Source organism: Trichocoleus sp. AS-A1 (genome assembly GCF_039962015.1).
GTDB lineage: Bacteria > Cyanobacteriota > Cyanobacteriia > Cyanobacteriales > FACHB-T130 > FACHB-T130.
Genome location: NZ_JAMPKG010000037.1, coordinates 1 through 13,626, shown reverse-complemented (window position 1 = coordinate 13,626; position 13,626 = coordinate 1). Strand labels below are relative to the sequence as shown.

Sequence of the window (13,626 nt, the reverse complement as noted above, 5' to 3'; positions counted from 1 at the left end):
CCACCGAAACCTTTACCCAACAACGGGACTTCGGACACCAGCCCTCAACGCGATCGCCTACCTTAAGCCCCGCTATGTGGTTAGTCATAGAACCTCTCAGAGGGCAATTCTTCATTAAATGAATCGCAGGACTTACAAGAATTGCTCTGGCTTTCATCACCATCGGGGAGTTTGATAAACTTCGCTTCGCGCCCACAGTATGAGCAAGTACCATCGGCTAAAATCTCGTAACGGATAGCCTCCGAGCGATCGTCAAAAAAGCGAATATTAGTGCAATTAAAATCCGGTGTTTCGTGTGTCATTCTGCGTTTCTCCCTGCAAGCCATTGACGTTCATCATCGTTTTGTACTTCACTGCCCCAGCCGTCTCTAGCTGCGGAGTGGCGCTGGCGAGCTTCCATCTCTTCCGTTGAAGTGCGATCACTCTTTCTCAAACTCATCTTTTGAGCCACGGCTTGAACATTCAGCCGTCGCTGATTTACATCTCGCAGCGTCTCGCGCCAGCCATCGCGGTCGATTAAGTCAAGTTGCTGGCATATTGCAGCGTCTAGCCGATAATCCAGATAAGGCTCAAGTCCCTGGCTAATGTTTGAAGCAGCAACGCAGCTGGGATTCTGGCAAACCGGAATTCGGTCAGTGTCCCAGCGGTAATCTTCAATCACCATTTGCACCAGGTAGGTTTGAATTGTGCCCGTGTCATGGCAACAGAAACAACGCCAGTTTGGTTGCCACAGTTCTTTATCCCGCCCCGGCTCATCTTCCGGGCGAATAATGTCACGAGGAAGTTTTGGGAGATTCATGACTCAGCCCCCCAAATTAATCCGCTAGCATCAGCCCACTCTGCAAAAGCTTTCCGCTCATCTCTGGTAAGTGCTGGCTCACCTTGAGCAATCCAGCGCGGTTTACCTTGGCGAATTTGGGCGATCCATTCGTCGCGGCGAGGGTCACTTGCCCACTTTTGTTTGTTCACCGCTGGCATCTGCGACGGTGACAGCTGCTTAAGCCATAGCTGATTTAATTCTTCCCAATTGGCAGCGATCCATCTGTCGGGCAATTCCGGAGGTTTCGGCAACTGACCTGCCCTCTTTCTTCCAAACTCTAAAAAACTTTCTCTCTCTACCTCTGAGAGAGAGTTAATAAAAAGTTGATAAGAATTTGGAGGATCGCCAAATGCCTCACCAGAAGGACTTTTCGAGAAATTCTTTTCCGCAATCGTGGACTCAGTTTCCGCAATCGTGGACTCAGTTTCCGCAATCGTGGACTCAGTTTCCGCAATCGTGGACTCTTTTCCGCATTCGCGGAAAACTGCGCTTGTTGACAATGAAACAACGATCCCTTTAGGTGCTTCCCAATCAATAGAACCCTCTTCTCTGAGACGGCTTATCGCCCCGTAGAAAGCTGATTTTTGAATGCCTAATTCGCTGCAAACTCTGCTCTGCTCAAGCCTGAGCTTCCAGCCAGGTTTGCACTTGATGAGAATATAAAAGTGAAGCAATCCCTTAGCGGTAATGTCGCCGCTGCTGTATTTAGCGATCGCATCCTCCAGGGTCAGACGATAGTATTGTTCACTCATCCTTGCCCCCCTGAATTGGATTTTCGTGGCATAATTGTTGTTAACAAAAGAAGTAAAAAAATTAAGTAGCTCCTGAATTATCATATAGGGTAATGCAGTAATTACTGAATTACTATGATGAATTTTTCTAATGCTCTCGACAAAACTCTTGATCGATATGGCATCAGCGCTAAGTGGTTGTCTGAGCAATCTGGCGTAAGTCAGCAAATGATTAGCGGCTTTAGAAACGGGAAACAGCGGATTTATAGTGATAGCTTAGAAAAGCTCCTTGCTGCTCTCCCTAACGAAGTCAAAGATTACTTTTTTGGATTAATGGGTAGCGCAAATTTAGAGGCTGCAATCGCATCAATGGACGATGCAGAAGTTTCAGATTTGTTAATACTCGTAGCAAAGCGATTCAATAAACCCCCCAACCAAACTAGAGACACTAATCTGGTAAATGCATGAATAGCAATGATGGGCGACTCCGGGATCGCAGTGGAGAAGTTAGTGATTCGAGTAAAGGCCGTATTCATTAGGATCAAGACCAAACTCTTCGAGGAACTCATTAATAATCATTTCCGACGCCAACTTTGTTTTGTCCAAAGCTTTTGTCTTGTTGTATGCAGGACTATCCTGCATTTGAGGGCTGTGGCTTTTGATAGTTGCTAAAAACTTAGTCTGAGCATCAGTCATCTCTTTCTTCTCGTAGTGAGTTGTTGCAGCACTTTTAACACTATGAGGATGAGACCTTATACCGAGATGTTTCCAGACAATGCATTCGTAGAGGCTTCCTAAATTGCTTGAGTGAGGCGCAACTGGATGGCTCCGAACCTCTAACAAATCGTGATTGTTTCAGCTACCCAGCCCACCTGCTTGAAATAATTTACTAGGAGTCCTCCTAGTAAATTATTTTCTGCCTGCCTTCACTGGAGGTGTAGCAAGCATTGAGCAAAATAGTATCAGGTCAATTATGAACCCTCTGCGTCTGAAAGATTTTTGACAGATAGAGGTGGCGGTGGAGGCAAAGAACCTGTAGGTAAAGATTGCAACGCCATTAGTGCAGGAGCCACTTTTTGTTGGGGAGTACGACGGTCGTAGACCTTCCTCTGCATTTCTGGCGAGTGAGCCATCAGATCAGCTAAAGCCGTCAGCACCTGATCTGACGTACCAGAGAGTTTCAGATGAGTGACAATTGCATCCCTGACCATATGGGGTGTAAAAGCCTGACCCGTCAACCGATAAACTCGTTTCCGGACATAGCTGTACAGGGAAGTATCAGACATCGGTTTCCCATTGGGTTGGGTGAAAACATAGGGATGAGTTGGTTTGAAAACCTGCCGCCATTGAGACAACCACTCCTCAAGCAACGGATAAACATTCGCTGGAAGCTCAACAATTCGTTTCTGACCATTCTTGCAGTAGCTATTTCCAGTTTTAAAGTCAGCAGCACTGTGTTCAATGAACCACTTATCATCCCGATTAATTAAAGTTCGTCCTAACTCTAATTCCCGAATCGTGCGCCCTCGATCAGGGAAAAAACTTAGCACCAGAAAAATTAAAGCGATTTGATGACTTTGAGCTACAGTTCGCTCCGAACGTTTCTGACCAGATTTATTTCGAGGTGCACATTCTTCTAGCAAACGTTCCACACAAGCTCGGAAAGTGCCCCAGTCAATCCATTTTTTCGATTCATCAGATTTGCGAGGCGTATTGTGAACCCGTACCATAATGTTGGATTGTAATTGCCGCAATTCCTCAATAATCGGAATATCTTTGTATCCAACCCGTTTGTTTGAAACCGCCTCGCGAGATTGATAGTTAGATTCCTTGTGATAGAGAAACTTAGCGATTGCCACAGCAGCTTCCACAACTTTCACCTCAGTACTTGGTGCTGCCTCGCGGATCTCGCGTAACCATTGCAGGTGTTGGTAAATCAATTCCATCGTTTTATCGATAGCCTTTTCATTTCGCTTACCGTTAGGCGTTAAGCCACTAGCAGAAATGAGCTGTTTCAGGTTTAACTTTTCCAGGGGTACGCCCTTGTAATAATGAAGCCAGCCTAACAATCTTTTTGCTACATTAACGTGACTTTGAGCGCTAGGCAAACGCAAAGGTCCATTTTGGCGTTTGTGGCTACCCATCAAGTCAGTCTGAAACTTCAAAAAATCGTCGAGAGAGGCTTGTAATTTTGGGGAAATTTCCGATGGCTTTAACCCATAAAAAAAATGTGGGGAATTTATTGTTAGCTTTCTATCAGTGACCCGAACATTATCGTTGACTCGGCCTCTTTTGTTCCGAATAGGGGGACAATATTTGCTAGCATTCGTTCGGGTAGAGCCTTTCCACCAAGGCTGCTGACGACACCAAGTTAGCAGTCTTTTGAGATGCAAGCGATAAGTGCGAGAGCTAGCAGGATTTCCCAAACTGGCAAAAACTTCTTGTTGATATTCAAGAGCGTGTTCCAATTCATGAATAGGAATCTTTTTCATAAATTCCAAGCCTGCGTTAACATCTTCTTGAGTGAGCTTTTTTCGCTCCGGTAAAGGGAATCCCCATTTGGGTAAAGTAAAGCGAATTAAAGAAGTACGAATCAGTGCTGTCATATCATTTTTTGCATCCGGATGTGACGATTTAAGATGACCGCAATAAAGTTGATAAACATCTGCGGCAGTTTTCGGATGGTTAACGGGCAAGGTCATTTGATTTTCCCAAATGCAAGTATTTATTACATAATACATTAAAAGCCAACAGGTTCCTTTCACCACAAACGAAGCTAATTTTTTAGGAATAAAAAACCTCGAAACGCTTTAAGTAAGCAAGTTTTGAGCTTTTGAGCAGATACCCAATGTGATAAATATTTTCATGAATATTTATCACAGCTATTTTGGCTAAAATACTAACGATTTCAAAGAAACTCGTTGAGCTTAAAAAGCAAAAAGGGCGGCTTAATGCAGAGTCGCCCTTTTTGGGATTGGATATTTAATTGGTGCTGTTGTAGAGTTTAACCTTTAGCTAATTTAAGTGGCAAGGACTTGGTTTACTAGATGTTTTATCTATTATTAGGATAGAAGGCCTTAATCACTCTTTTGCCTGTTTTTAACTCCATATTTGCTGCTACCTACTTAACTTAATTTTTAGAGAGTAGTTATACAGCTCATGAATATGTAGTGACTTGCAACTTTCCTCTCGCAGTTTTTGGATTTCACCCGAAACTTTCATCAAGCCGGAGCGGTTAAAAGTGGCTGGCTTTAACAGATGCGCGAGCGATTTTTTTAAAATTGAATTCAAAACTTTAAGATACTGCCACTTGTCCTAAGTAACTTTGATGGAAAAGACAATGACGACTTTTGGTATGAGCGCTAAACACTTTTAACCTTAGTAGATAACCCCGTTAAGCCACCCGCTGGAGTTTGCCCATGATAATTTACATCAGCGCAATCGCTCACAGAGTATTATCTACCCAACCACAGTGGGCGCAGTCCCAATGCGCTGAGGGTGGGTTCTTCATATCAAAGGGCATTTCGTACTGAGGACACCTGCCAGTAAACAGCGGGTGATAATCCAGCAGCTATAGCTTTTCTTCTGGTGTGAATCGTTGCTCCAGCGTGGGCACTGGTCTGCCGTCATAAGTTGGTTGCTCCAGTACCAGATCCTCATCAACAAACCTCATTCCTTTTTGTACCGACATTTCAGGAGGTTCAACAGAGGATTTATTGTCCAGATAACGAGTGAAGCTAGAATTCGGAGCTCCGAATTCTAGCTTCACTAGGCAGGAGGGTCGGAAGTCGAAACAGCGATTGTTATCTGGTTCCGTGGGATGCACAGTACACACTATCAAAAAATTGCAAAGATTAAGCTTGAGCGAGATCGCGCTAGAGCGAACCTCCCAGAATTGGGCAGATTACTGCTGCTCCATCTCCTTGGCGGTGTCAAACTGCTTAATCAAACTTGTAATGAGACGCAGGTGATTAGTCCTCAAACCCGCCTCTGTACTTTGGGTATCTGAAGGTGAAAAGTTGAACTTCCCAGCAGTCCATAAGCGATCACCCGAAGGTGACAAACGTGATCACGCTTCATTAGGCTTCATCAGTTGAGCGATCGCGCCTCACTCCACCCCAAGTGCCCCTTTTGGCTCCTTTGGCTTTTTCTCAAAAACTTGGATGTTTGGCTCTACTAGCACAAAGCCGTTTTCACTCGTTTGACCCATCTTTCCAGCGATCGCCGCCACCCACATGGGGTACTCGGCTTGTGCCTGTTCTAGCTTCTTAAAGACTTTCGGTTTAACAGTAACGCTGACAAGCCGCCCGTCACAATCAATTTCAAATGACTTCCAGCCATTTTCAACCGTTTTTACATCGGTTGGAAATTCGCTGATTTTAATGGTGATTTCAAGCTTTCCTGAAGTTGTCATTTATCCTCCACTGATCCTGTAAGGTGTTAAACCTTGTAAGAAATCCAGCAAGCTGGTGACATCCACCCAGAGATGCCGTAAGGGGTTAAACACGAGATTTTGGCGCACCGAAATCGTTGCTAACTTAGTAACTATACCCAGAGATGCCGTAAGCTGTTGAACACACATCGGTTGTTCGTTCCGGGGGTTGAGTAGTAATGGAACAGAAACTTACGCTAAGGCTGAAACACTGACCGAGTAGTCATTTCAAGAAGCGCTTTCCAGTCTCAATGAGACGTACCAATTAGACTGTAGGCTATTTGGTACAAAAATCTTGAACGGAATATCAAGGGTTTCAGGCTTCTAATTCTCAGTAGGTTCAACTGGTACACCTCTTAACGTGACTTTCTGTTCCGTTACTACTCAGACCCCGTCATTGTTAGTTGACTACTACCCCACACCTCGAACCTGGTTCTTATTCCCCGGTCGCCACGGTCAAGGACACCTCAACCCAGACTCCGCCGCCAGAATTTTAAGAGACGCTTGCCTGCACCTAGGGATAGAGAGAGTCAGCACTCACAGCTTTCGACGCACCGCCTTGACCCAGATGAGCGATGCAGGCATCCCGTTGCGAGTCATTCAAGAAGTGTCCGAGCACCGCAACTTAGAAGAATTGCAAAAATACTTGGAAGTGCGCCCAGAACAAGTCAGAGGTGCTGTATCAGCCTTATCAATGCTCTCCTATGCTGAAAAAAAAACTTATGACGATGTAGAACCGGATCGGACAGCAGCGTGATCGCTAGTAGAGAAGTGTACCTATTCCGGATTGGAAGAAAATCCTCTGTTAACTTCAATCGAAAATTCTAGTTTGAGCGAGCAAGACTTCTGAACCGCTGCCAAAAATGCGATCGCCAGTCGGGAAAGTCTTAAGTGACATCCTCCGATTGCAACCTCTACTCCAAGAACAGGGGCTTCATATCAACATTTCTTGGTGCAAGATGTGAGAGAACCAACGTCCAAATGATCAACTCGACGATCCGAGCGACGATAACTACTAGCCAAGAGCAAGGGCAAACCCGCGAGGGAATGTCTGGAGGAAGCTGGCGGCAAAAGCTGCCATCTGACGGATAGAAACGTCATAGAAGGCCGAGACCCCCAGGATGAGTTGGCACAACACAGCAAAATCCTTCGGTTCACAGGACATGGTAAATGGCGCAGTTGTGCAGTAAAGGTTCCTGTTCTTATCTGGGGATATCTGCCCAAGTGGCGGTCTGGCGACTACGGGAGTCTGATTGAGGGCCATCTTGAAAGGGATGGACAACCTACAGAACCCTACGGCAGCTTAGGCAGCGTGTGTGATGGAAACGTCAGGCATGATTGAGCAGAAGTCAGCAGAGGCCATAGTAGTCAAAGGCTCACCGTAATGGGTGAGACAGGGCTAAGGGCCGAACTTCAAAGAGCAGGGAAGAGCCGCAAAGCTTGACGGGGCGATAAACCCAACCGGGGTAGCTTAAATTGTCGGCGCTTAATTGCAAAAGCCAGCCCTGGACATCAGTTCTTCGCAATTGAACCGTCTAAACCTCTTTGAGGAAACGCCACATGCGAACCCGCATGTGGGGTGTTGTGGGAGTTGGAGGGGAAAACCCTCCGGCGACCCGATTAGATCGCGCACTCGACAGGACTACGCAGGGTTCACCGCTTCGTCAAAACTACCATAGCCCAGATGGGAGTAGCTCAAAGCTTCCATCGCTTTTGTTTTAACTTCTGAGTTTTGATCAACTGCAAGTTGCTCTAGAGTCTTGACTATTTGATCGCCTTTAAAGAGCCGCAAAGCGAAAGCTGCATGAGCGCGTACAGTAGGATCTTTGTGATTCGTTGCCTGTAGGATATCTTCTAGAAATAGTTTACTTCCAGTATTACCTAGTAGATCTAAGAATGCCGACAGGGATTGAGAGTTCTTGGATAGAGTTGATTTCTTATCTTCTAGCCAGGTATTAATTTTTTCAGCTAAGGCTTGATTAGCTTGATAAGCGTGCCGTGATAACCCGGCAAGGGCTAATTCAGCATTCTCACGAAGGATGGGATTGTGGCTTTTACGAATAAAAGTTTGAAGTTCATCAAACAAGAAATCTTGCGGCTCTTCAAGCAACATGACCTGCGGCAATAAGAGCATCACTTTCTCTGTGTTGTTATGGAATACCTGTAGAGTAGCGCATAACGCCTGTTGTGCTTGAAGCGTTCCTTGAGAGGATAAAGCACCTACGGTTACTGCAAGTAGATTAATATTACTCTTGCGGTTTAAGAGTACCGTCTGCTCAACTTCCTGAGCAGCATTTTCATATTGTTGCAGAATTCTTGTGAGATCTCGAAAAGCGCTATGGCGGTTTTGTGCTTGGCTAAGGTCTGAATAGTTGAGCAACCAAGAATGAACTTGTTGCTCAACTTCTGTAGGGGATGAAATTGACAAAACTACTGGATTAGCTATAGAAGGAGGTCTAAAAATTTGACAAAAGCTAAAAAATGCAGCTAACAACAAAGATAGCGCTAAAACCCAGACTATTGTGGCTTTATTCTCTAGTGTTAACTTACTCTCAAGCTTTCCAGATGCTGATAGCATTAGTTACTCCGATTAGATAAGATTGACCTTAAAGGGAACGATGTAGGGGAAAATTGAACTTTTTGAGTATGCTTGTCTCATGCAGGATAACCAAAAACTACTTCAAGTTGCGTAGTATCAACTTGCTAGTCTATGACTATCCTGCTCAGTTTCTTGAGAAGAGATTGCCTAATTACATTTTTGTCCCAGGAGCTAGCTTTTCAAACGCTTCTGGCGTTGATTCAATATACCAAGGCTTATCTCTTCCAAAGTCTTTAGGGATCTTTTTGGCTTTTGGAGATGAGCAATCCGAGCCGCTAACTTTACCGCCTACACAAACAATCTGTTTTATTGTGAACTTTATACCAAGAGGATTAAAGCCACCAATTACTCCTTCTTTAGCATCGGGTCCATTTTGATAAGCCGAAAATTCCGTACTAAGGAAAGGTTTTTCTGCATTATTGAATTTAAGCTCTGACGTATTTGCAATCTCAGGTCTAGTTGTTAGAAAAGTTGCTGTCGTACTCAATGCAGCTCTTGCAGAAGCTGAAACACCTATCGATAAGCGTTCAGGAATCAGGTTCCCCATTTGCAAAATTTCATTGCCCAAGTCAACCCATTCATTCACCTTGCCACCTGTCTCCTCAAACTCCCATGCTCTTTCGAGCATTGCTTTTGCAATTGATTTACTATTTATATCTCCCAGTTTTCGGAAGATGTGATTGCTCGCGATATCTCTAATCAAATTTCGGAACTTATCTTTGGCATTTTTCTCAAAGATGTATGTTTGCTGAATGTTATAGTCTTTCCATTTTCGTTCTAGGTCTGCCAATTTTTCAGGAGTATTGAACGGTGAAAGTTCTCTCGCCAATCTTTCAATATTTGTATTGAGATCCCTTCTACGCTGACATGAATCTTTTAAAGCCCTTGGTTTAGGAGTTTTCGGATTACAAAGTACATCTACGCTATTTACAAATCTAGTTAGTTTGCCTAACAATTTCTCCTCCAATTCTCCTAGTTGTCTTCTTTTACCCCTTAGTTCTTCCTCCCTGGCTGTTACAAAATTTAATGTTGTAGTTGGCTTAGGAATTTTTGTTAGTTTTCCAACGCGACAAACATCCCATAGTGTCTTTATGTCACCTTTCGCCTGTCTATTAAAGTCTTTTATCTGTCCCCCAAGCAAAGAACAAGTATCTACATTGATAGAGTCAACTAAGCCATCTATAGCTGGGTTGACAATTGATGGTAGCATTTCAACCTCTATTTTCTTAGCAAGGCTCTCTACCACCTTTTGGTCTTTTTTCGCATCTTCAATAGTTTTATAGACGAATTCTGTAATTGCCTGTTTTTCAGATTCTTCCAGCGCTACCTTGTACAGCTTTATTTGAAAATCTCCATACTTATTTCTCGCATTTGCACTGTCTTGGAAATTGACACCAATTTCTGCTTGGGCATTTGCCTGTGCCCCAATGTAGCTACTTGAGGTGATGCTGACATCTGAATAAATAGAAGACTGCAACTTAAAGGGAGGTACAAGGGTAGCTTTACAAGTTGGTTTGCTAATATCAATCACTACATCCCCACTAACTCCAACACCAGCCTTGGCTGAACTACCTTGCCCACTCACTGATACCTTTCGCTCAACAATTGGGAACTCAACTTTCCGCACAAACTCAGGTCCACAAGTAAATTCCGTAGTGAGGGGGATACTTGCTAGTGTTTGATACTTGCTAGCGATATTTTTTTGTAGGCTGTCCTGCTCAGCTTGAAGTCTATCTTGAACTCCTTTCAAATTATTTTGCAGAATAGGTATAAGCGCCTCATTATAAGTAACACGCGCTTGCCTTATTTGCTCTTCAAGAGCAGCAATTTCCTTCTTTAAGTTGGATGTAGCTTCTGATACGTTATTGCCACCAACTACAGCATCCACTACTGATGAAAGTGGATTTACTTGAAGTTTTTTAAGTTGAGCTTGGTATTCCCCAAGCCGTTTTTCTAGTTCCCCTATATTATCGGGATTTGTTCCTTGGCGCGCTTGCTCTATTCGTGCATTAAGATTAGCAATTGTTGACCGTAACTCCAATATTTGTTTTTTGTTTGCATCTAGCCTTGTTTCAACGTTCTTAAGTTCGTTTGATGCCGTGTATAAGTCAATCGCACTGAGGCCAGATGCACTTAATGTTCTTTTTAATGTAGCCTTATCTGTGATTTTATTTGGATCGCTATCAGCTTCTAGTTTAATCCCATATTTCTCAAACTCTCTTTGAGCAACATTGCTATTTCTAAGATAATTAGGAACTCCTTTAAGCAGTAATCCTTCAAACGTAAGCTCAACTTTTCCTATCTCATTTGATTTGTTTGAAAATATGTTTTGATCGGAAGCTTCACCATGAAAATGAACACTAAAATGAGGTGGCATACTGGGCACAATGTCGTGTCGAATCTTAAGCGTTGCATCAGCAGAAGCTTTATTGCCTGTGAGCTTGAGCTTATTACCATCTAGTCGAAATCTACCCTCTGCATCCAGGAAAATTTTTCCAAATCTATTCCAGTTGGAAAAGGGTTTTAATGGCAGTAGCTGCTTAGAAGTAGAAAAACCTTTTTCATATTGGTCTTGATTATCTAGAGTTGCAGCAAAATCTTTTTGATCAGCATTTTTTACTAAAAATTTAGCTACTTGTTTAGAATAGCTATCAATTTCTGAAAACAATTCAGTTTTGGGCAGGGAGTTGTTAAAACGCAGCGAATCTTTGAGACTCTCTTGCCCATTGACTACTGAGGGTTGCCACAAGTGCAGTAGGAGGAATATGAATAAACTTAGAAGGGCAGTGGTGGTGAAGTGAAACAATCGAGAATGTCTCATATTCAATTCCTATTTAAGTCTGTTGCATTTAGCCAAGTCTCTTCTCATTCATCCGAAGAGTTTTCATGTAGTTTCACGGAAATTCTTCAGATTTATACAGCAAGCTAGCTACCAACGAAGTAGCTATAAGTTGCCAATGCAAAAGGTTTCATAGTCGATCTAACATTCATATAAGATCCCAATTTGGGGTGGATAGGCAGAATGATGCAGCATAAACACCCCAAATTCAGTACTTAGGTAGAAACTTTCCAGATACTACGCTGCTGAAGGTGGGTTATCCGGAATCTTTCCAGATATTTTCAAATTCACTGCAAGGGAGCAGTCAGCGTAGTTTGCCCCCAAGCGACCGTTTACGAGACAGATTTTCCACCTCCATAAAAACGGCTCAAACCCTTATTCCATCGTGTCTCATAACCCGTCTTTTTATCTATGTCTCGTGAGACAATTAATAGATGAGTTATGAGACATTTTGAATGAAAATTGGATACTGTCGGGTGAGTTCCAATGACCAAACTTTGAATTTGCAGAAGGACGCTTTAAAAAAAGCTGGGTGCGAAAAGATTTTTAGTGATACTGTTTCCGGCGCTAAGGAATCTAGACCAGGACTCGACAAGTGCCTTGACCAGCTTCGTGAAGGTGACACGCTAATCGTCTGGAGGCTCGATCGGCTTGGACGATCTCTCAAACATTTGCTGACACTGGTTGAAAACTTTAGCACTAGAGGGATTGGGTTTGTCAGTTTGACAGAAGCAATTGACACGACCAGCTCTGGCGGCAGGTTGGTCTTCAGCATCTTCGGAGCGATCGCGGAATTTGAAAGGCAAATTATTCGAGAGCGCACGAATGCCGGGTTAACCGCTGCTCGATCTAGAGGGAAGAAGGGCGGTAGGAGAGAGCAGCACTCTGACAAGAAAATTCTCACCGCGATCAAGTTGGCTGACGACAGCCCCGACACAATTGAAGAAATTTGTCGCTCCCTCGGCATCTCGAAAGCCACATATTATAGGCGTCGAATGAATCTCAAGTGAAGGTAGGTAAATTTAGATTAGACAAACGAAATTGCTACAGCTCTAGCTAAGTTTCTACAGCAAACGCTTCTGCGTCAACGTCCCAATTAACCCAACGTATTGCCTCTCTAGCAGAAGTGAGAGCGGGTGGAACGCGCAGAACGTGAAGGTGGTTCGTACTGGGACAGGTCATTTTCACCAGATGGATGGGTTCGACATCAATATCTGCATCAATTTTGAGCAGGGTGTATTCGCGCCAGGTATCTATCGCTTGCGCCGCCAACTCCTGACAAATGCGTTCGTAGCCAATCTGTTGAATTAACACTCGTCGGACTTCCGCATTGGATTCTGTCAACAGCCATTCAGCTTGCCACTGGTTCAGGTGCGTCCAATAGCGGCGAGGAAGGTCAACATCAAAACAATAAACCCTCAGTTCTGGATTGGGATGGTTAGCTAACAGCGATAAATCTGGAAGGGAATTTCTACTCAGATAGAGAACAGTCAAGGAATGCAGTTGCTCGATCTCTGCTGGCAGGGATACGAGTGGGTTGCCAACCAGATTGAGAATTCTCAAGGAATGCAGTTGCCCAATTTCTGCTGGCAGAGATGCCAGTTGGTTGACGTTCAGATAGAGATTTTCCAAGGAATGCAGTTGTCCGATCTCTGCTGGCAGGGATGTGAGCTTGTTGCTAATCAGATTGAGTTCTGTCAAAGAATGGAGTTGCCCAATTTCTGGCGGTAGGGATGCGAACTGGTTGAAGCTCAGATAGAGATTTTCCAAGGAATGCAGTTGTCCGATCTCTGCTGGCAGGGATGTGAGCTTGTTGCTAATCAGATTGAGTTCTGTCAAAGAATGGAGTTGCCCAATTTCTGGCGGTAGGGATGCGAACTGGTTGAAGCTCAGATCGAGATTTGTCAAGGAATGCAGTTGCCCAATTTCTACTGGCAGGGATGCCAGTAGGTTGCTACTCAGATAGAGATATGTCAAAGAACGCAGTTGCCCAATTTCTACTGGCAGGGATGGGAGCTTTTTACCTGTTAGAGGATGTTTTAAAAGTCTTCTTGCCCGACTTTGACTACCTCAACTACTGAGGATATACTACCAGGGCAAGCGCATCTCAAATGCTATTGACAAGCGGGTTGAGAGTTCTGATCAATTTGGGTTAAACAAGCAGCCAAAATCTTGAGCATGTAATTATTATCCATAGCAGCTCGG

General features: G+C 44.0%; 14 protein-coding genes and 1 pseudogene. 3 read left to right on the top strand and 12 right to left on the bottom strand.

Features of this window, described 5'->3' with window-relative positions:
* Window positions 1-80: 80 nt before the first annotated feature.
* Genes NC994_RS22445 through NC994_RS22435 form a run of 3 tightly spaced genes read right to left on the bottom strand, consistent with a single transcriptional unit; the run spans window position 81 to window position 1,572 of the window.
* Window positions 81-302 (bottom strand): hypothetical protein, encoded by a 222-nt coding sequence (locus tag NC994_RS22445; protein WP_190416017.1) that lies wholly within the window; start codon window positions 300-302, stop codon window positions 81-83.
* Window positions 299-799, bottom strand: coding sequence for a hypothetical protein (locus NC994_RS22440; RefSeq protein ID WP_190416018.1), 501 nt, complete (start codon window positions 797-799; stop codon window positions 299-301). The genes NC994_RS22445 and NC994_RS22440 overlap by 4 nt, the downstream gene beginning before the upstream one ends.
* A complete protein-coding gene (locus NC994_RS22435) occupies window positions 796-1,572 on the bottom strand; it encodes a hypothetical protein (protein ID WP_190431492.1) in 777 nt (258 codons plus the stop codon). Before NC994_RS22435 ends, NC994_RS22440 begins: the two co-directional genes overlap by 4 nt.
* Window positions 1,573-1,686: 114 nt before the next feature.
* On the opposite strand from NC994_RS22435, the gene NC994_RS22430 reads away from it, so the two are divergent.
* Window positions 1,687-2,019, top strand: coding sequence for a helix-turn-helix transcriptional regulator (locus NC994_RS22430; protein WP_190416020.1), 333 nt, complete (start codon window positions 1,687-1,689; stop codon window positions 2,017-2,019).
* Between the two features lie 39 nt (window positions 2,020-2,058).
* Here the strand turns inward: NC994_RS22430 and NC994_RS22425 are convergent, their stop codons facing one another.
* The 5 genes from NC994_RS22425 to NC994_RS22405 all read right to left on the bottom strand — a co-directional run bounded on the left by NC994_RS22425 (window position 2,059) and on the right by NC994_RS22405 (window position 6,133).
* Window positions 2,059-2,247: a hypothetical protein gene (locus NC994_RS22425; RefSeq protein WP_190416021.1), complete on the bottom strand. Its 189-nt coding sequence runs from the start codon at window positions 2,245-2,247 to the stop codon at window positions 2,059-2,061.
* Between the two features lie 275 nt (window positions 2,248-2,522).
* Window positions 2,523-4,253: a site-specific integrase gene (locus NC994_RS22420; RefSeq protein WP_190431490.1), complete on the bottom strand. Its 1,731-nt coding sequence runs from the start codon at window positions 4,251-4,253 to the stop codon at window positions 2,523-2,525.
* Between the two features lie 1,202 nt (window positions 4,254-5,455).
* Window positions 5,456-5,614, bottom strand: a complete 159-nt coding sequence (locus NC994_RS22415) for a hypothetical protein (RefSeq protein WP_190431488.1) — start codon at window positions 5,612-5,614, stop codon at window positions 5,456-5,458.
* Between the two features lie 45 nt (window positions 5,615-5,659).
* Window positions 5,660-5,965 carry a fertility inhibition FinO-like protein gene (locus NC994_RS22410; protein WP_190431486.1) on the bottom strand — a complete coding sequence of 102 codons (306 nt, stop codon included), beginning with the start codon at window positions 5,963-5,965 and terminating at the stop codon, window positions 5,660-5,662.
* Window positions 5,966-6,133, bottom strand: a complete 168-nt coding sequence (locus NC994_RS22405) for a hypothetical protein (protein ID WP_190431484.1) — start codon at window positions 6,131-6,133, stop codon at window positions 5,966-5,968.
* A gap of 247 nt (window positions 6,134-6,380) precedes the next feature.
* Here NC994_RS22405 and NC994_RS22400 point away from each other — a divergent pair.
* Window positions 6,381-6,740, top strand: a pseudogene (locus NC994_RS22400) (tyrosine-type recombinase/integrase); the annotation flags it as partial.
* Between the two features lie 258 nt (window positions 6,741-6,998).
* Here the strand turns inward: NC994_RS22400 and NC994_RS22395 are convergent.
* The 3 genes from NC994_RS22395 to NC994_RS22385 form a co-directional block, all read right to left on the bottom strand.
* Entirely contained in the window at window positions 6,999-7,148 is a 150-nt protein-coding gene (locus NC994_RS22395) for a hypothetical protein (protein ID WP_190431480.1), read from the bottom strand.
* A 477-nt stretch (window positions 7,149-7,625) separates the two neighbouring features.
* Window positions 7,626-8,411, bottom strand: coding sequence for a HEAT repeat domain-containing protein (locus NC994_RS22390; RefSeq protein WP_190431478.1), 786 nt, complete (start codon window positions 8,409-8,411; stop codon window positions 7,626-7,628).
* A gap of 322 nt (window positions 8,412-8,733) precedes the next feature.
* Window positions 8,734-11,250 (bottom strand): hypothetical protein, encoded by a 2,517-nt coding sequence (locus tag NC994_RS22385; protein ID WP_206753505.1) that lies wholly within the window; start codon window positions 11,248-11,250, stop codon window positions 8,734-8,736.
* Window positions 11,251-11,876: 626 nt separating this feature from the next.
* Here NC994_RS22385 and NC994_RS22380 point away from each other — a divergent pair.
* A complete protein-coding gene (locus tag NC994_RS22380; protein ID WP_190431475.1) occupies window positions 11,877-12,431 on the top strand; it encodes a recombinase family protein in 555 nt (184 codons plus the stop codon).
* Between the two features lie 46 nt (window positions 12,432-12,477).
* Here the strand turns inward: NC994_RS22380 and NC994_RS22375 are convergent, their stop codons facing one another.
* Entirely contained in the window at window positions 12,478-13,398 is a 921-nt protein-coding gene (locus NC994_RS22375) for a leucine-rich repeat domain-containing protein (RefSeq protein WP_199299396.1), read from the bottom strand.
* Between the last annotated feature and the right edge of the window lie 228 nt (window positions 13,399-13,626).